The organism is Rhizobium sp. YIM 134829 (assembly GCF_046546455.1).
This window is the reverse complement of the sequence record NZ_JBKHKI010000001.1, coordinates 648,614-665,900: the sequence shown is the minus strand read 5'-3', so window position 1 is coordinate 665,900 and position 17,287 is coordinate 648,614. Positions and strand designations below refer to the sequence as shown.

Genomic DNA, 17,287 nt, shown 5'->3' with positions numbered 1-17,287 from the left:
CTGCGGCAACCCTCTGCCCGCCGCGCGGGCCTCAAACGTTTCCTCTCGGCTGACGTCTCCGTTTCGCTCGCCTTCCGGCCAGGCCGTTGCGATCGTCTCGTATTCTCCCATCGTTCCAACAACCGGCACAACGCCGACCGCGCTCGCAGCGATCATGCTCGCGTCGATCGCGCTCCCTTCTGGCCACGGCGGTGGCCCTGATCCGGGCGGCGGCGCTGCTCGACATCTCGCGGTCCTGACCCTGTCGATTGCTGGCCAATATTAGTCAGTTCTGGCTTACTTCAAATTAACGGGTTGTGCCGCACTCTCCTTGGGAGAGGAGCCTGTCGGGCTGTGCGCGGAGGGTATGCGCAGTCTGCGATGATCGCATGACAGGCTTGCGGCCGCCCCGCATTTTCATCGACAGACACGCTGCCTGAACGTCGTGTGCCGGGGGACCATCGATGACCGATGGGCTTGCGAGGGCGGAGCGGGCGCATGAACCAGGGTTGCCCGATGCTGATCGACAAGATTCTCGCCCGCTTCAAGATCCAGACCAAAGTCCTTCTCTTCATCTTCCCCTTCGTCGTCAGCATCTGCGCCGTCGGCATTACGGGGCTTTATGCGTCTGGCCTTCTCCAAGGGCGCATGGAGATCTCCAACAGCGTGCTCCAGTCGCTGTCCGGCTTTCGCGATGTCTATGATGGTATGAACCGCTTCCTCGCCGAGACCTCGGAGGAGAGCCGCGAGGCGGTGCTGAAGACGATCACCACCCAGCGCGCCGTGCTCGAAGGCACGCATGCGCAGATGGAGAATTCCGAAGGCGCGAGCGAGCTCGAACTTGCGATCGCCGGCACCGCCAAGATCGGAGACAGCGTTTCGGGTCTCTGGACTCTGCATGAGAACGAGGTGCAGCTGCGCGCCTCGATCAACAAGGGCCTGCGCCTGCTGCTTTCCACCCAGATGAAGCTGGTTAACGAAGCCTCGGCCGTCGAGCGCAGCGTGCGCGACGACGAAAGCGCCGCCAAGTCGCTGCTGCGCGAGGCCGAGCGCCTGACATCCGCCAGCGAGACCCTGACGGCTTTAAGCGCGGATTACGGCAAGGCGCCGGCAGCGGATGCCAAGATCAAGCTGATCCAGACCCGGCTGCCTGAGCTCAACAAGGTGCTGACCCGCATCTCCGGCAGCCTGCCGGCCAATCAGAAGGCGGTGGTCGACACGTTCCAGAAGACGCTGCAGGGCATCAAGGATCTCGCCGGCAACGGCGATGTGAGCGACGACAATGCCAAGGCGATCGCCCAGCTGCTGGCCCGCTTCCGCCAGACCAGCATTCAGCTGCAGTCGGCTGCCGGCATCAAGATGCGCGCCGCCACCGAAACCTTCGGCAAGCTCGACCAGCCGCTGGTCAAGGCCAATGCCGTGCTCGATAGCACGCGCTCGATCGTCAATGCTGTTTATGCGATCCGGCTTGCGGCCGGCAGTTTCCTCGACAAGGCCGACCAGACCGGCCAGGCCCGCTTGGCCCGCGAGATCAATGTCTTCAACCAGGAGGTCGATGGCCTCGCCCAGACAGCCCCTGACATTGCCTTCTTTGCCAAGCTGCCCGCTGACGTGAAGCCGGTGGCCGACCAGATGAAGGCCGACAGCATTCAGCTGATCGAGGTCAGCAGCGCCCGCGAGAAGCAGTTCGCCGAAGCCGGCGCTCAGATCAACCAGATCTGGCAGCAGCTGGTCTCCTTTGCCGAGGAGCAAAAGACCAATGCTGCGCTGGAGCGCGACCGCGCCAACCAGGTCTCGGTGCTGGCCACCGTCGCCGGCGTCGTCATCGCCATGCTCGCCGGCGCCGCGCTCGTGCTGACGCTGAAGGGCCCGATCGGCCAGATCACCGCCTCCATGCGCAAGCTCGCGGAAGGCATGCTCGACACGCGCATCGATGGCGACGCGCGCCGCGACGAGATCGGCGACATGGCCCGCGCACTCGGCATCTTCAAGGAGAATGCGCTCTCCAAGCTGCGCATCGAAGCCGAGAGCGAGGAGCAGCGCCTGCAGGCCGAGGCCGAACGGGCCCGCAACGATGCGGAAAAGCGCTCGCTCGACAGCCAGATCGACTTCGCCGTCAACCAGCTCGCCGCCGGCCTCGGCCGCCTGGCGCGCGGCGACCTGTCGGAACAGATCGATACGCCCTTCACCGGCCGTCTCGAACAGCTGCGCGTCGATTTCAACGGCTCGCTCATCCGCCTGCAGGACACGCTGCTGCAGATCCGCAACAACGCGCTGACCATCCAGAGCAGCGGCAATGCCCTGCACGGCTCGGCCGACCAGCTCTCGCACCGCACCGTCGCCCAGGCCGCCTCGCTGGAAGAGACGGCGGCGGCAGTAGACGAGATCACGGCGACGGTCCGCACCTCGGCGGACCGGGCCCACGAGGCGAATGTCGCCGTCACCGCGACCAAGAAGAGCGCCGACAGTTCGGCCGCCGTCGTCTCCAATGCCATGTCGGCCATGAGCCGCATCGAGGCGGCTTCGCGCCAGATCGAGCAGATCATCGAGGTGATCGACGACATCGCCTTCCAGACGAACCTCCTGGCGCTCAACGCCGGGATCGAAGCGGCGCGCGCCGGCGAGGCGGGCAAGGGCTTTGCGGTCGTGGCGCAGGAGGTGCGCGAGCTCGCCCAGCGTTCGGCCGGTGCGGCCAAGGAGATCAAGGGGCTGATCAACAAGTCGACGCTGGAGGTCACCTCCGGTTCGGAAGCCGTGAAGGAAACCGGTGCCGTGCTGGCCTCGATCAGCCAGCAGATCGTCTCCGTCAGCCACCATGTCGACATGATCGCCACCGCCAGCCGCGAACAGGCCGCAGCCCTCCTGGAGGTCAACGGCTCCGTCAACCAGATGGACCAGATGACCCAGCAGAATGCCAGCATGGTCGACGACGCCACCGCCGCCAGCCGCAGCCTCGCCCAGCAGGCCGATACGCTGATGATGCTGGTCGAACAGTTCCGCCTGGAGCCGGCCGAACGCGGCGGGTATAGCCGGGCGGCGTAAGGGCTGAGAGACCCGAAGAAACGTGAATGCCGGCCCCGTGGCCGGCATTTCTGTGTCAGGAGGTCTGCCGATCACGCCCCAAACGCCGCCCTTTCGTCCGACTGGCGCTGGGCTTCGCGGCGGCGGGAGACGATGGAGGCGATCAGCACGCCAAAGGCGACGATGCCGATGAGGATGGTGCAGACGGCGTTGATTTCCGGCGTCACGCCGAGGCGCACCTGGCTGTAGATCTTCATCGGCAGGGTGGTGGCGCCGGGGCCGGAGGTGAAGCTGGAAATCACGAGGTCGTCGAGCGAAAGCGTGAAGGCGAGCACCCAGCCGGAAAAGACGGCGGGCGCGATGACCGGCAGCGTTACCTGCAAGAAGGTCGCGACCGGCGTCGCGCCGAGATCCATCGCCGCCTCCTCGATCGACTGGTCGAAGGTGACGAGGCGCGACTGCACCACCACGGCGACGAAGCACATGGTGAAGGTGATATGGGCGATGGTGAGCGTCCAGAAGCCGCGGTCGAAGCCGAGCGCCACGAAGAGCAGCAGCATGGAGAGGCCGGTGATCACCTCCGGCATGACCAGCGGCGCATAGATCATGCCGGAAAACAGCGTGCGGCCGCGAAAGCGGGTGTAGCGGGTCATGGCGAGTGCGGCCAGCGTGCCGAGCACGGTGGCGATCGTCGCCGAGAGCAGGCCGACGCGCGCTGTCACCCAGGCCGCATCGAGCAGGCCCTGATTGTTGAACAGAGCAAAGTACCATTTCGTCGAAAAGCCCGCCCAGACGGTGACGAGCTTCGACTCGTTGAAGGAGAAGATCACCAGAAGCACGATCGGCAGATAGAGGAAGGCGAAGCCGATGACGATCGAAGCAATGTTGAAGCGCGACCAGCGGGGCATCAGCGTGCCTCCCCATCGGCTTTGGCTTGGGCCCGCTGGAAGATCATGATCGGCACGACGAGGATCAGCAGCAGGATGGCGGCGACGGCGGAGGAGACCGGCCAGTCGCGGTTGGAGTTGAACTCGTTCCAGAGCGTGCGGCCGATCATCAGCGTCTCCGAGCCACCGAGCAGGTCGGGAATGACGAATTCGCCGACGGCGGGAATGAAGACCAGCAGGCAGCCGGCAATGACGCCCGGCAGCGACAGTGGGAAGGTGATGCGCCAGAAGGCGGAGATCGGCGTGCAGCCGAGATCGAGCGCGGCTTCCGTCAGGCTGTGATCCATCTTCTCCAGCGCCGAATAGAGCGGCAGCACCATGAAGGGCAGGTAGGAATAGACGATGCCGATATAGATCGCCGTATTGGTGTTGAGGATTACCAGCGGCGTGTCGATGAGACCGAGCGAGAGCAGCAGCTGGTTGAGCAAGCCCTCCGGCTTGAGGATGGCGATCCAGGCATAGACGCGGATCAGGAAGCTCGTCCAGAAGGGCAGGATCACCAGCATCAGCAGCGTCGGCCGGATGCCGGAGGGTGCCTTCGCCATGCCATAGGCGATGGGATAGGCGATCAGCAGCGTCATCAGGGTCGAGAAGAAGGCGATGGTGAGGCTGGAGAGATAGGCATTCGTGTAGAGCGCATCCTCGGTCAGCCAGACATAATTGTCGAAGGACAGCTGGCGGATCTTGTCGAGCGTGCCCGCGAGCCCGTCGGCGAGCGAGAAGACCGGCTCGTAGGGGGGCATGGCGATGGCCGTGCTGGAGAGCGAGATGCGCAGCACGATGAAGAAGGGAATGAGGAAGAAGACCAGCAGCCAGCCATAGGGGATGATGATCACGAGGCGGTTGAAGAGCGCGGAGGCGAGCCGGGTCATAGCGCTCAATCCTTCAAAACGACGCCGGCATCCCGGTCGAAGGAGATCCACACCTTCTGCTCGTAGCCGAGCGGGTCATCGACCGCGCGCACCGCATTGAGCAGCGAGGCTTTCACCACCTTGCCGCTGGCGAGCTTGACATGGAACACGGTCATGTCGCCGAGATAGGCGATGTCCCAAATCTCGCCTTCCGCCACATTAACGGCGTCGGCGGCCGGCGGCTTGCTGGACACGCGGATTTTCTCCGGCCGGATGGCGAAGCCCGCCTTGGCGCCCGGCTGCGGCCGCTCGGGCGACAGCGTTTCGATCGCAAGCCCGGCTTCGGCGTCGATGCGGACGCTGGTGCCATCCGCAGAGGTTACCGTGCCGTCGAAGATGTTCACATCGCCGATGAAGTCGGCGACGAAGCGGGAATTGGGCGCCTCGTAGATCTCGGCCGGGGTTGCCACCTGCACCACCTGCCCATGTGCCATGACTGCGATGCGGTCGGCCATGGTCATGGCCTCTTCCTGGTCGTGGGTGACGACGACGAAGGTGAGGCCCAATTCCTGCTGCAGGTCCATCAGCTCGAACTGGGTTTCCTCGCGCAGCTTCTTGTCGAGCGCGCCGAGCGGTTCGTCGAGCAGCAGCACCTTGGGCCGCTTGGCGAGCGAGCGGGCGAGTGCCACGCGCTGGCGCTGGCCGCCGGAGAGCTGGTGCGGCTTGCGGGTGGCGAAGGGCTCCAGCTTGACGAGCTTGAGCATCTGCTTGACCCGCTCGGCAATCTCGGACTTGGCCATCCGGTCCTGCTTCAGCCCGAAGGCGATATTGGCCTCGACGCTCATATGCGGAAAGAGGGCGTAGGACTGGAACATCATATTCACCGGCCGGCGATAGGGCGGCGTACCGGCGAGGTTCTGACCGTCGAGCACGATTTCGCCGGAGGTCGGCTGTTCGAAGCCTGCCAGCATGCGCAGAAGCGTCGACTTGCCGCAGCCCGATGCCCCGAGCAGCGCGAAGAACTCGCGCGGATAGATGTCGAGCGAGAGATCGTTGACGGCGGTGAAATCGCCGAACTTCTTGGTCACGTTGCGGAAGGAGATGTAAGGCTTGGAAGTCGGATCCGCCCAGGGGGCGAAGGAGCGCCGGATGCTGCCGAGTGACTTCATGATCAATCCTGAAAGGCCCGGAGCGACGCGCGGGCGAGGGGTCAAGGGGGGCCGGCCGCAAGGCTGGCGACTGCAGAACGGAAATTGCCCGGATCCAGGACCCGGGCAAGTCTGAAAAGCGCTTACTGTCCGGTTGTGACCTTGGTCCACAACCGTGTCTGGATCCGCTGCGCCTTGGGGTCGAGCGGCGGCACGGTGAAGAGCTTGGCCATGACGTCGGCCGGCGGATAGATCGCCGTATCCTCGAGCACGTCCTTGTTCAGGAACTGCTGCGAGGCCTTGTTGCCATTGGCGTAGTAGACGAAGTTGGACGCCTTGGCCGCCACCTCCGGCTTCATCATGTAGTTGATGAATTCATGGGCCTCTTCGACATGCTGGGCATCGGCCGGAATGGCCATGACATCGAAGGAGATTTGCGCACCCTGGGCCGGGATCGAATAGCCGACATTGACCCCTGCCTTGGCCTCAGCTGCCCGGTCGCGAGCCTGGAAGACGTCGCCCGAATAGCCGAGAACGAGGCAAATATCGCCATTGGCCAGCGCATTAATATATTCGGAAGAGTGGAACTTGCGGATAAAGGGCCGCACTTTCAGCAAGGTCTCTTCGGCCTTGGCGAGATCGTCCGGCTTGGTGCTGTTGGGGTCAAGACCCAGATAGGTAAGGACCGAGGGAATCACATCGGTTGGGCTGTCGAGTACGTGGATACCGCAATCCTTCAATTTCTCCGCCTTGGCCGGATCGAAGAGAACGTCCCAACCGGGCTTCTCGTCGGTGCCAAGAGCGGCCTTCAGCTTGTCGACATTGTATCCCAATCCCGTGGTCAGCCACATGTAGTCGACGCTGTATTCATTGCCGGGGTCGAATGTGGCCACGCGTTCCGTCACCATATCCCACATATTGCTGAGGTTCGGCAGTTTGGACTTGTCCAGCTTCTGGTAGACGCCGGCGGCGATCTGCCGCTGGAGGAAGGAGGCGGTCGGCACCACCACATCATAGCCGGAGCCACCGGCAAGCAGCTTGGTTTCCAGCACCTCGTTGGAATCATAGACGTCGTATACGACCTTGATGCCGGTTTCCTTCGTGAACTCCTCGATGATGCTCTGATCGATATAATCGGACCAGTTGTAGACGTTGACGACGCGCTCCTGCGCTGCCGCAAGGCCCGTGGAGCCGAAAAGCGCCAGCGCGGTCAGCAGTCCCGTCGTCAGTCTCGGTATCGTCGGCATGCCATTCCCCTTTGTCCTTCGAATGCATCGACGCGATCCGGTGGTCAAATCAACGCCTTGGTGAAGCTATGCAGCTTTCTTGCCAATCTCAAGTCAGTCTTCATTAACCTTCACGGGAAGCGCGCGACGCGACGGAGCGGGCTTGGCGATGCATGGAGACTTGAACTCAGCCTTTTCATCCATTTACGATCCAGCTTCCGCGCGATAGATCGAGCAGGGAATATGTGGAGGTGCTGATGGAATCGACCCTGCCGCTTTGGGAGCCTTCGCCGGCCTTTGCCGCCGAAACGCCGATGCGTGCCTTTATGGAGGCATGTGAAACGCGATTTGGGCAACGTTTTGCGTCGATCGATGAGTTTCATGCCTGGTCGGTGGCCGAGCGCGGCGATTTCTGGAGCGCAGTCTGGGATGTCTGCGGCGTGATCGGCACCAAGGGCAATCGCGCGCTGGTGGACGAGGGCCATATGACCGAGGCCCGCTTCTTCCCCGATGCGACGCTCAATTTTGCCGAGAATCTGCTGCGCCGGACCGGTATTGACGATGCGCTGATCTTCTGGGGCGAAGACAAGGTCCGCAGCCGCATGAGTTTCGATGCGCTGCATGCGCTGGTCTCGCGTCTGCAGCAGGCGATGCTGGCCGCGGGAATCGGCGTCGGCGATCGGGTCGCGGCGATGATGCCGAATTTGCCGGAGACGATCGCGCTCATGCTTGCGGCCACCTCGATCGGCGCCATCTGGTCCTCCTGCTCGCCGGATTTCGGCGAACAGGGCATTATCGACCGCTTCGGCCAGATCGAGCCGAAGCTGTTCATCGCCTGCGATGGCTATTGGTATAATGGCAAGCGCCAGGATGTGGCCGACAAGGTCGTGGCGGTGGCCGCCCGGCTCGGCGCCCCGCTGCTGGTGGTGCCTTATTGCGGCGACGCGCCGGCGCTCAGCGCCCGCATTCCGACGGCACAGACGCTGGAGCAGGCGATCGCTCCCTTCACTGCCCGCGCCGTCACCTTCACGCCGCTGCCCTTCTCCCACCCGGTGTTCATCCTCTTCTCCTCCGGCACGACCGGCGTGCCGAAATGCATCGTGCATGGTGCCGGCGGCACGCTGCTGCAGCTGATCAAGGAGCATCGCTTCCATTGCAGCGCGCGGGAAGGGGAGAAGGTCTTCTACTTCACCACCTGCGGCTGGATGATGTGGAACTGGCTGGCGGCGGGGCTCGCCAGCGGCGAGACGCTCTGCCTCTATGATGGATCGCCCTTCCATCCGAGCGGCAGCATCCTCTTCGACTATGCGCAGGAGGAAGGCTTTTCGATCTTCGGCACCTCGGCCAAATATATCGATGCGGTCCGCAAGGCGGGGCTCCGGCCTTCCGAGACCCACGATCTTTCCCAACTGCGGCTGATTACCTCCACCGGCTCGCCGCTGTCGCCCGAAAGCTTCTCCTTCGTCTACGAGGGTATCAAGCCGGATGTGCAGCTCGCCTCCATTTCCGGCGGCACCGACATCGTCTCCTGTTTCGTGCTCGGCAATCCGTTGAAGCCCGTCTGGCGCGGCGAGATCCAGGGGCCGGGCCTCGGGCTCGCCGTCGATGTCTGGGACGAGGAGGGGCGGCCGGTGCGGGGCGAGAAGGGCGAGCTCGTTTGCACCAAGGCCTTTCCGAGCATGCCTGTCATGTTCTGGAACGACCCGGAGGGCGCGAAGTATCGCGCCGCCTATTTCGAGCGCTTCGACAATATCTGGTGCCATGGCGACTTCGCCGAATGGACCGCGCATGGCGGGCTCATCATCCATGGCCGGTCCGATGCCACCCTCAATCCCGGCGGCGTGCGGATCGGCACGGCCGAGATCTACAATCAGGTGGAGCAGATGGAGGAGGTCGCCGAGGCGCTCTGTATCGGCCAGGAGTGGGAGGACGATGTGCGCGTCGTGCTTTTCGTCCGCCTTGCCGCCGGCGTCACGCTGACCGAGGAACTGGAAAAGGCAATCCGCGCCCGCATCCGCACCGGCGCCTCGCCCCGCCATGTCCCGGCCCGCATTGTCGCGGTTGCCGATATTCCGCGCACCAAGTCCGGCAAGATCGTCGAGCTCGCCGTGCGCGAGGTCGTCCACGGCCGCCCGGTCAAGAACAAGGAGGCGCTCGCCAATCCGGAGGCGCTGGCGCTCTATGAAAAGTTGGAGGTGCTGTCGCGCTGAACTCTCCAGGACGAGTTAATGCTCTGCGCGTAGCGCGACCGCGCTCCGGCGTGCTCGCCACCCCCTCGAATCTGAGGAGCCGGTGTTCAGAAAGCCTTAGGATTTGTCCGCGCATGGTTCGGACCAGACGAAGGGCCATGACGGGCCCGGCCTGGCATCACTTGGTCTCGCAATGCCGGCTTGGGACATGAAGTCGTAACGGACAGGAACGTCAGCATCACCTTCATGAGGCGGCCTTCGGGTCGCCTCTTTTTTGTCCGGCGCCGCTCCGCACTTAGGATCAGTCGGCCAGCACGCGTTGCGAGGGGAAGGCGACCTCGACCAGCGTGCCCTCGTTCGGCGCGGAGTGGATCGAGAAGGTGGCGCGGTTCGCCTCCGTCATCGCCTTGGTCAGCGGCAGGCCGAGGCCGGTGCCATCGCCGCGCTTGCGCGCACCCGTGGTCACCTGGCGGAAAGGCTTCATCGCCTGGTCGAGCTCGCTGCGGGTCATGCCGATGCCGGTGTCGCGGATGCGCAAGATCACGCTGCCATTCGGCTCGTAGGCCGTGGAAACGACGATCTGCCCGCCGGACGGGGTGAAGCGGATGGCGTTGGAGAGGATGTTGAGCGCGATCTGCTTGATCGAGCGCTGATCCGCGACCACCGCCGGCACGGTGCCGGGCAGCGAGGTGCGGATGATCACCCGCTGCATATTCGCCTGCGGCTGGACGAGCGCGACCGCCTCCGACACCGCTTCGTTCATATCGACCTCGGCGAAATCCAGTTCCATCTCGCCCGCCTCGATCTTGGAAATATCGAGGAGGTCGTTGACGATATCGAGCACATGCCTGCCGGAACGGCCGATATCACCGGCATATTCGACATAGCGCGCATTGCCGATCGGGCCGAAATGCTCGCTCGCCATCATGTCGGAAAAGCCGATGATGGCATTGAGCGGCGTGCGGATCTCGTGGCTGACGCGCGCCAGGAACTCGGTCTTGTGGGCGTTCGCCGTCTCGGCGGCGCGCTTGGCGGCGCGCAGCTCTTCCTCCGAGCGCTTCCACTGGGTGATGTCGCGGATGACGGCGCAATAACCGTTGGAGGAGGAGAGGCGGCCCATGGTCATGAACAGCGGGATGAAGCCGCCGCCCGCCTCGCGGCCGATCACCTCGCGCCCGTCATTGAGAACGCTGGCAACGCCGTGGCCGGAGAGGCCGGCGAGATAATCCATCACCGCCCGCTGGCTCTCATGGGCAAAGAGCATGGCGAAGGGCTTGGTGCGCACTTCGCTGTCGTCGTAATTGAAGAGGGCGCTCGCCGAGCGGTTCAGCGAGCGAATCTCGCCCTCTGCGCCGATAACCACCACGCCATCCGTCGCCGTTTCGAGGATCGAGCGCAGCTCCTCCGCTTCCTGGGCGAGGGCCGACGCCCGCATCTCGGCCTCGGCGAGGCTTTCTTCCATCGCCGCTCTGTCCGCGTCCGGCTCGGCAGCCGGCGGCGCCTCCGGCTCCTCAACGACGGGCGGGCGGGCCGGCGGCACGAGCGAAAGCGTGACGGCGGGGCCGGCCGAGGCGGGCTCGCGGGCGACGACGGCCAGCGACATCATCAGCGCCGCGCCGCGATCCTCGAAGCGGATCGATTGCAGCCGCGCCTGCACCGGCACCAGCCGGCCATCATTGCGGATCATCATCACCGCGCCATCCGGCGTATCGAGCAAGCCTTCGTCTTCACCGACAAACAGCGCATCCAAGCCACCCTCGACGCGCAGCTCCTCGAGCGTCGTATAGCCGGTGAGCTTCAGGAATTCGGAATTGGCATGGTAGAGCTCGTCGCCGCTATGGACGAGAAGCGCCATCGGCATGCGATCGAGCGTCGCCACATTCAGCGTGGCGCCTTCGCGGCTCTGGTCGCTGTGGAGGTCGAAAATCGTGTCGGGCGCCTCCGGCTCGTCCGGCAGCGGAGGCTCGGCGGACGCCGGCTCGGCAGGTTCGTCGGAAACAGCTTCGCCCTCGTCCGGCTCGGCTTCGCCCGCAGCGGGTGCAACAAGAACGATCTCATCGTCCTCGGCCGGAGTCGCAACGGAGAGAGAGGACGCTTCCGGCTCGGCAGAAGGCACGTCGGTTGCCTCGGCTGGATCCCCCTCAGCCGTTTCGCCGTGCTGATCATCAGCGGCTTGCGGTGCCACCTGTTCCGCGGACGACGCAGCCGGTGTCTCGTCCTCGGCGGCCGAAAGGTCGGGGATCGTGTCTTCCGAAGCCTCTGCCTCGTCCGCGACCACCTCAGCCGGCAGGCTGTCTTCCAGGCTTGCAGGTTCCGGCGTCGACGCACCCTCGGCCGCATCCAGCAGCTCGTCCGCTGGCAGATCGGTCTCGTCCTCGGTCGAAACCGGCGGCGTCGTGCGCTTTCCGAAGACGGTGCCGAGTTGGCGGGCGATTTCGCGGAAGGCGGCCTGTTCGGCACGGCTGAGCGTTTCCGGCGTGCCGTTGCGAAGCTCCTCGATCGACACGACCTTGTCGGTCGCGCGGCGCGATGGCGTCTCGACGAGTTTCAGCGCCGGGCGCTCGCCGCGGAAGGGATCCTCCTCGGCCGTCGTCTGCGGGTCCGACACGTCGGGCGCGTCCACCGTCTCCGGTTCCGCCGGGGTCGTGCTCGCCGTCGCCGGCTCCTCCTCGATGTTTGCGCTCTGCGGCTCGGGGCCGAGCAGCACCGTGTCCGTCTTCACGAGATCGGAGATGCGGACGATACCGAAGCCGCGGAAACCATCGAAATCGCGGTTGCGGGAATAGGTCGGCAGCGCTGCGAGATCGACGGGCACGCGCAGCGCCTCGCCTTCGACCGGCCAGAAGACCGTCTTGCCCGACCATGTATCCCGGCGGCGCAGCAGCGTCGTGATCGTCTCGTCGGGATCCAGTCCGAACCGGGCGGCAAGCTCCTCGAAGCTCTGGCCGATGACATCGGCCGCACGCGGGCCGACGGCCAGCGCGAAATCCGGCGAAATCTCGCTGAAGCGCCCATCCGCGCCGATCTTCCAGACGAAGCGCACCGCGCGCATGGCGGGGTCGAAGCGGAAGCCGGCTTCCACGCCGTCCGCCACCGGCGGCACAGGCCTGGCCTCCGGCGCAGACGGCGCGACGGCGGCAGCGGCTGGCAGCGGCGGCGTCTCTTGATCGACCGGCTCGCTCTCAGCCCGATCGTTTTCAACCGGCTCACTCGTGGCTGGCTCGTCTTCCACGAGCAGCTGCTCCTCGGCGACCGGCATGTCCGCTTCGGGCGTCGCCGCCGTCTCTTCCACCGCCGGCGAAGCGACGTCACTCAAGGTTTCTTCGGCAGCGGGCTCCGCAGTCAGATCCGCCGACGCTGCAGGCGCTTCGGCATCATCGGCCAGGGCATCAGACGCGGCCTCGTCTGGCTCGCTCCATTCGAAGACGGCCTGTTCCTCATCCGAGAGATCATGCGCCGCGTCGAGAAGCGGGGCCTCGTCGCCGGTTGTGGCAATGGCGTCCTCTGTGGCAACGTCCGGCTCAAAAGAGTCGTCCAGCTGAGCCTCGACCTCCGGCTCCCTCTGCGGAGGGGCGGCAATCGACGTCACGTCGGCAGGAGCGGGGCTCTCCGCCTCTTCGGTTTCCCGCGCAACGGGTTCGATCTCCGCTGGCTTTGGTTCGGCGCGCTGGGGCTCGGCAAGCTCCGCGTCGGGCGCGACCGGGGCGGCGGGTGCCAGCGGCTCGTCGAAATCCGGCGTCGCGTCGAGATGGCCGAGGATGGTTTCCACGGCGAAGAGAAGATGGAGGGCGGGTGCTTCCGAGAGCTTGCCGATCGCCGCCGGCAGCGTGCCGCGCCCGGTCGGCACGGGCCGCTTCAACAGCCAGTCGCTGTCGCGTCCGACGGCGGCAACGAGATGGGCAAGCGTCTGCGGCCGCATGCCGAGCGCGGCAAAGCCCGGCGAGGCGGCGACGATGCCGCCATCGCCATCGAGCACGGCCATATGCGTATCGGGGTCGTCGAAGCCGGAAATCATCCGCGCCGCAGCCTCGGCCGGCGCGAGCGCAGCTCCAGGGCGCGGGGTGGCAAAGAGCACGGCCTGTTCACCGGGACGCAGCGCAATCCGCTCGACCGAGGCCGAAACCGTCAGGCTGCGGAACCCTTGAGGAATGCGCATGGTAAAGCGCCGGCTCTCGCCCACGGCAAGCAGCGCGCGCGCCGCCGCCTGCAACTGGCGGAAGGCGACATCGCCGGTCGGCGGGCCCATCTCCAGGAAATCATAAATCGACGGCACGCCGAACAGCGCCGCGCCTTCGCCATTCGACCAGAGGACGCCGGAGAGATCGGGCGCAAACAGGCAGACGGCATCCCCTTGCGCAAAATGCGCCCGCACCCGCTCGTGAACGGCAATGTCAATGAAGGGATAGGACTTTACGGGCATGAGGTATCCGGCTTCAGGGATCTGCGCGTCTCGACCGCGTTAACACTCTATTAATAGCCGTGCCCTGCACAAGGGTCCAGCAGCCCCCCTGTTTTCTCCCCGGTGAGCGACCTGTTTCGGCAAGCAGGGTTAATGTTCAGGATTGACACATATTGCGGCGCAAACTCATGTTGCAGTGCAACATAGGTTGTGCTATAGCTCTATAACGCATGTGGGTTTTGCGGCGTGCGCGCCTCTACCCATCATTGTTTGAGACGACCATAGTCTGGGCGAAATGCCGCCGGACATGACGAGACACATAAACCGCAACCGATCTGACACCGCGGTCAGACAGAGGATAGGGTAAGAGACAATGGCCCAGGATATCTTTTCCTTCTCGAGCTTCGACCCCAGCAAGGTCACCGAGAGCTTCCGTGATTTCACCGAAAAGGGCGCCGCCCAGTCGCGCGACGCCTATGCCAAGATCAAGGCTGCTGCCGAGGATGCGGCCAAGACCGTCGAAGCCACGGTCGAAAGCGCCCAGGCCGGCTCAGTCGAGCTGGGATTGAAGGCGATCGAAGCGCTGCGCGTCAATGCCGACAGCTCGCTCTCGCATCTCGAAGCCCTGCTGAATGCCAAGTCGCTCTCCGAGCTGTTCGAGCTGCAGACGTCCTTCGTGCGCAAGCAGGCGGAACTCGCCATCGAACAGGCCCGCGCCCTGCAGGAAACCAGCCGCAAGGTGGCCGAAAGCGTCGTCCAGCCGAGCAAGGACGCCGCTCAGAAGGCCGTTTCCAGCTTCAAGGCAGTCTGATCCACAGCCTAAGCGCACGCCGCCTGCAAGCTAGCCGCCGCCCCGCCGCCGCCAGCGAGCTAGCCGCCGCAGCGCGCCCTCGCAAGACTGTGCCTCCCAAGGGCCGGATGCTCCGCATCCGGCCCTTTCTCGTTTCGGATCTCCGGTAGGTCGCGCGAAGTTTTTGCCCCTTAGCCCCAAGTTCGGGCTTGCCAAAACCGCTCTCTCCCCGTATTTCACCCGCCAAGACCGCCGCGCCTAAAAAGCGCAGCGCCGGTCCCCGTGCGGTTGTAGCTCAGTTGGTTAGAGCGCAGGTTTGTGGCACCTGAGGTCGGAGGTTCGAGACCCCCCAACCGTACCACTTTTCTTATGTCAGCGTCAGTCGCATACCCATTTTGATGGATGCTGAGGTTTTAGCTGGACCTTCAAGCTTCTTCTGATGGGGTTGCTGTTGACGGAAAGCCTCCTTTCCCACCCAAATTCATTAGGCGTTTGCTACTATGTCTTTTTTACTAGCCTCAGCTTAGGCTCAAGCGCGTCACAGCGAATCAATGAAATCAATCTGGATACGTCCCGTATGCTGAGTTCATTAGTTTTAGTCAGCCGCCTCGTTTTTAAGATTGAACTTAATGCCACGTCTCGATGGAGTTAGAATGCAAAACACTTCACATGCAGTCATGGCGCAGCGGCACGAGGCGAAAGATAGCGCGGATGATTTTCCTACTCCGCCCTGGGCAACGAGGGCGTTGATTGAACACGTTATCGGTAGGGACGAGGTTGCGTCTCTTACTTGTCTGGAACCTGCCGCTGGTAGGGGCTACATGTCTCGCCCCTTGGCGGAATACTTTCTTCACGTGAATTCCGCCGACGCGTTTCCCTACGGCTACGCACCTGTCCGAGATTTTCTCACGTTCCCGTACGAAGCACTCTCCCACGACTGGGTTATTACAAATCCGCCATTTCGACTGGCAGAAGAGTTTGTCGATCGGGCTATGACTGTAGCGCGTCGGGGTGTGGCAATACTGGCGCGCACGGTTTTCCTGGAAAGCGTTGGACGATACGAGAGCATTTTTAGGCTCAGACCTCCCACAGTCTTCGCGCAATTTTCTGAGCGCGTCCCTATGGTTAAGGGACGCGTCGATCCTAAAGCGTCGACGGCCACCGGTTACGCTTGGTTTGTGTGGCAGAAGGGAGAAGAGATGAATTCCCGCCTTACCTGGGTTCCGCCTTGCAGGCGCTTGCTTGAACGCAAGTACGACTATTCGTCCACCTCGTCCATTTGACTAAGAAGATGTCTTCCGGTGTCAGTTATCGTCCACCCTTCACGCGTTGCTTGGTAGGTCGCCCAGCCGCGTCTCTCTAAGCCGGTTGACGCCTGCCGGTGAGATACGAGGTTTCGCACTTTCTGGCTAAAATGCGAGTCGTTCCTCCCCTGCAGCAAAGCAGCGTCGACTCCCTCAGGCGCGAAGTAATCTTCTAGCTCTTCGATAAGCGTAGATGTCGCGGCAAAGCCAGTAGGGCTAGCTGCCAAGATCCTCAAGGTTGGGATGACTAAATCCGACTCCCTAATGCGCGGCACGTTATGCTCCTCCTAATTGTCGATTCCTATACGAAGCAATTCTTAGGCGATTCGAGCAGGTAGTAAATGTCGACACGGACGTAGTTCGCATAAAATTTTCTGTCTTCGGAAGAAAGTGCAGTCGGTAGAGGTTGTTGGGACGAAGCCTAGCGAAGTAGCGAAATGTATCTGACGACACCTCTACCCCTACACAAACACCGCCTGCTCCTCCCCCACCACCGCCTGCAAGAACTCCACCACCGTGCGCACGCGGGCGAGGTCGCGGGCGGTTTCGTGGTAGGTGGTCCAGTAGGCGCGGCGAATGGTGGTGGCGGGGAGGATGCGGATCAGCATCGGGTCTAGCCGCGCGATGTAATTGTGCAGGATGCCGATGCCGGCTCCGGAGCGCACCGCCTCTGTCTGTCCGGTGGCGCTGGAGATCTCGAAGGTCGCATCCCAGTGGCGCATCACTTCGCCGGTGAAGTCGAGCGAGGCGGTGAAGAGCAGGTCCTCGACATAGCCGATGCGGCGATGGGCCTTCAGCGCCTCGATGGTCTCCGGCTCGCCATACTCGGCCAGGTATCCCGCCGAGGCATAAAGGCCGAGCGTATAGTCGGTGAGCTTGGCGGAGACGAGGCGGCCCTGCTCGGGGCGTTCCAGCGTGATGGCGATGTCGGCTTCGCGCTGCGAGAGCGAGAAGGAACGCGGCACCGGCACCAACTGGATGCGCAGCGCCGGATAGCGTGCTGTCAGCGCGCCGAGGCGGGCCGCGAGGAAGGAGACGCCGAACCCATCCGGCGCGCCGATCCGCACCGTGCCGGAAATGGCCCCGTCGACCCGGCCGAGCCGGCTCTGGGCGCCGAGCATCTCCGCCTCCATCCGCTCGGCGGCGTGCAGGAAGACTTCGCCTTCCGCCGTCAGGTCGCAGCCATTGGTGCGGCGCACGAGCAGCCTGGTCTTCAACGCCTCCTCGAGCGCCGTCACCCGCCGGCTGAGCGTGGCATGGTTGATGCCGAGCCGGCGCGAGGCGGCAAGGATCTGCCCCGACCGCGCCACCGCCAGAAACAGCCGCACATCGTCCCAGTTCATCCCGCCGCCTTCGACCATGGGCTATAACTTCCGCACAACGGTTGCTGAAAATCGCGCGTTGATCTGTGAGAACTGTAGTGCGATCCTTCG

9 protein-coding genes and 1 tRNA gene are annotated in these 17,287 nt (G+C 63.8%); 4 read left to right on the top strand and 6 right to left on the bottom strand.

The window, feature by feature from the left end:
- Positions 1-495 precede the first annotated feature (495 nt).
- Entirely contained in the window at positions 496-3,021 is a 2,526-nt protein-coding gene (locus ACLE20_RS03225; protein ID WP_410939126.1) for a methyl-accepting chemotaxis protein, read from the top strand.
- 71 nt (positions 3,022-3,092) lie between these two features.
- Here ACLE20_RS03225 and ACLE20_RS03220 read toward each other — a convergent pair whose 3' ends face one another.
- The 4 genes from ACLE20_RS03220 to ACLE20_RS03205 all read right to left on the bottom strand — a co-directional run bounded on the left by ACLE20_RS03220 (position 3,093) and on the right by ACLE20_RS03205 (position 7,193).
- Positions 3,093-3,908, bottom strand: coding sequence for an ABC transporter permease (locus ACLE20_RS03220; protein WP_410938790.1), 816 nt, complete (start codon positions 3,906-3,908; stop codon positions 3,093-3,095).
- Positions 3,908-4,819 (bottom strand): ABC transporter permease subunit, encoded by a 912-nt coding sequence (locus ACLE20_RS03215; RefSeq protein ID WP_410938789.1) that lies wholly within the window; start codon positions 4,817-4,819, stop codon positions 3,908-3,910. The genes ACLE20_RS03220 and ACLE20_RS03215 overlap by 1 nt, the downstream gene beginning before the upstream one ends.
- A 5-nt stretch (positions 4,820-4,824) precedes the next feature.
- Positions 4,825-5,967: an ABC transporter ATP-binding protein gene (locus ACLE20_RS03210; RefSeq protein WP_410938788.1), complete on the bottom strand. Its 1,143-nt coding sequence runs from the start codon at positions 5,965-5,967 to the stop codon at positions 4,825-4,827.
- 122 nt (positions 5,968-6,089) lie between these two features.
- Complete coding sequence (locus tag ACLE20_RS03205) at positions 6,090-7,193, bottom strand: polyamine ABC transporter substrate-binding protein (RefSeq protein WP_410938787.1); 1,104 nt, start codon at positions 7,191-7,193, stop codon at positions 6,090-6,092.
- 236 nt (positions 7,194-7,429) lie between these two features.
- Between ACLE20_RS03205 and ACLE20_RS03200 the strand changes: the two genes are divergently transcribed.
- On the top strand, positions 7,430-9,382 hold the full coding sequence (locus ACLE20_RS03200) for an acetoacetate--CoA ligase (RefSeq protein WP_410938786.1): 1,953 nt from the start codon (positions 7,430-7,432) through the stop codon (positions 9,380-9,382).
- 280 nt (positions 9,383-9,662) lie between these two features.
- Here the strand turns inward: ACLE20_RS03200 and ACLE20_RS03195 are convergent, their stop codons facing one another.
- Complete coding sequence (locus tag ACLE20_RS03195; RefSeq protein ID WP_410938785.1) at positions 9,663-13,781, bottom strand: ATP-binding protein; 4,119 nt, start codon at positions 13,779-13,781, stop codon at positions 9,663-9,665.
- A 352-nt stretch (positions 13,782-14,133) separates the two neighbouring features.
- Here ACLE20_RS03195 and ACLE20_RS03190 point away from each other — a divergent pair, with 352 nt between their 5' ends.
- Positions 14,134-14,571, top strand: coding sequence for a phasin (locus ACLE20_RS03190; protein WP_410938784.1), 438 nt, complete (start codon positions 14,134-14,136; stop codon positions 14,569-14,571).
- A 263-nt stretch (positions 14,572-14,834) separates the two neighbouring features.
- Positions 14,835-14,911: transfer RNA gene (locus ACLE20_RS03185), tRNA-His, on the top strand.
- A 1,404-nt stretch (positions 14,912-16,315) separates the two neighbouring features.
- Here ACLE20_RS03185 and ACLE20_RS03180 read toward each other — a convergent pair.
- Positions 16,316-17,197, bottom strand: a complete 882-nt coding sequence (locus ACLE20_RS03180; protein ID WP_410938783.1) for a LysR family transcriptional regulator — start codon at positions 17,195-17,197, stop codon at positions 16,316-16,318.
- Between the last annotated feature and the right edge of the window lie 90 nt (positions 17,198-17,287).

Excerpts from the sequence above, each read along its gene's own strand:
- ACLE20_RS03225 (WP_410939126.1), top strand. The coding sequence starts at position 496 with ATGCTGATCGACAAGATTCTCGCCCGCTTCAAGATCCAGACCAAAGTC.
- ACLE20_RS03220 (WP_410938790.1), bottom strand. The coding sequence starts at position 3,908 with ATGCCCCGCTGGTCGCGCTTCAACATTGCTTCGATCGTCATCGGCTTC.
- ACLE20_RS03215 (WP_410938789.1), bottom strand. The coding sequence starts at position 4,819 with ATGACCCGGCTCGCCTCCGCGCTCTTCAACCGCCTCGTGATCATCATC.
- ACLE20_RS03210 (WP_410938788.1), bottom strand. The coding sequence starts at position 5,967 with ATGAAGTCACTCGGCAGCATCCGGCGCTCCTTCGCCCCCTGGGCGGAT.
- ACLE20_RS03205 (WP_410938787.1), bottom strand. The coding sequence starts at position 7,193 with ATGCCGACGATACCGAGACTGACGACGGGACTGCTGACCGCGCTGGCG.
- ACLE20_RS03200 (WP_410938786.1), top strand. The coding sequence starts at position 7,430 with ATGGAATCGACCCTGCCGCTTTGGGAGCCTTCGCCGGCCTTTGCCGCC.
- ACLE20_RS03195 (WP_410938785.1), bottom strand. The coding sequence starts at position 13,781 with ATGCCCGTAAAGTCCTATCCCTTCATTGACATTGCCGTTCACGAGCGG.
- ACLE20_RS03190 (WP_410938784.1), top strand. The coding sequence starts at position 14,134 with ATGGCCCAGGATATCTTTTCCTTCTCGAGCTTCGACCCCAGCAAGGTC.
- ACLE20_RS03180 (WP_410938783.1), bottom strand. The coding sequence starts at position 17,197 with ATGAACTGGGACGATGTGCGGCTGTTTCTGGCGGTGGCGCGGTCGGGG.